Consider the following 1,046-nt stretch of genomic DNA (forward strand, 5'->3'; position numbering starts at 1 on the left):
CCTTCCGGATCGATGATGAACAGGCCGCGAAGCGCGATACCTTTCTCTTCGATCAGTACGCCATAGTCACGGGATACTTTATGAGTGAGGTCAGCAGCAATCGGGAAATTCAGTTTGCCCAGGCCGTTCTCGTCACGGGATGTATTGATCCATGCACGGTGAGAATACTTGCTGTCTGTGCTTACTGCCAGTATTTCAGCATCCAGCTCAGCAAACTGATCGTAAGCGTCGCTCATTGCTGTGATTTCTGTCGGGCATACAAAAGTAAAGTCCAGCGGGTAGAAGAACATTACCAGCCATTTGCCTTTGTAGTCGGACAGCTTTACAGTACCAAAATTCTCGCCGTCACCCAGAGCTGTTTCCATTTCAAAATCTGGAGCCGGTAAACCTACTAAACGTTCTGCCATATGTAACTACCTCCTAGATAGAAATATTCTAATCCGGGCGAACCCGGAATAGTGAATGTTTCCGTGTTCTCTTTCATCATAACAAGCATCAAGATAATAGTCAATACAAGATTGTAATTGTTTTAATTAAGCTTGTTAAACTTTTATGAATCCAGCGTTACAGCATGTAACGCACATAACGTAACATGCACATTTTACGCGAAAAGTATTCCTGATTCTTTAATACGCAAAATCACATCTTTTAAGACATCCACCGGTTTTACGAGTGCAATGCGTACATACCCTTCTCCCTGCGCACCAAATGCATTACCGGGAATAACAACTACGCCTGCCTTCTCCAACAAAGTAAACGCGAACGACTCGGATGTCCAGCCTTCCGGTACGCGTGCCCAAACAAACATCGTTGCTTTAGGTTTTGGTATATCCCAGCCAATCTCCTTGAGTCCATCCAGCAGTACATCGCGGCGCTCTTTATACAATGCGGCATTTCCGTTCTGCCCCGGATGCGCAATATCGTGCTCCATCGCCGCTACGGCCGCTTCCTGCACGGCAAGAAAGACTCCATAGTCGATATTGGATTTAACGATGGCAAGCGGCTTTATAATCTCCCGGTTTCCGACCAGGTAGCCGATACGGCAG

General features: G+C 46.6%; 2 protein-coding genes. Both read right to left on the reverse strand.

Features of this window, described 5'->3' with window-relative positions; all coding sequences use genetic code 11:
• A partial coding sequence (locus B2899_RS07150; RefSeq protein WP_286884684.1) for a peroxiredoxin occupies positions 1-407 on the reverse strand: 407 nt, incomplete at its 3' end.
• A gap of 194 nt (positions 408-601) precedes the next feature.
• A partial coding sequence (locus B2899_RS07155) for an aminotransferase class I/II-fold pyridoxal phosphate-dependent enzyme (RefSeq protein WP_286884686.1) occupies positions 602-1,046 on the reverse strand: 445 nt, incomplete at its 5' end.

The organism is Aneurinibacillus sp. UBA3580 (genome assembly GCF_002375825.1).
In the GTDB taxonomy this organism is placed as follows: Bacteria; Bacillota; Bacilli; order Aneurinibacillales; family Aneurinibacillaceae; genus Aneurinibacillus; species Aneurinibacillus danicus.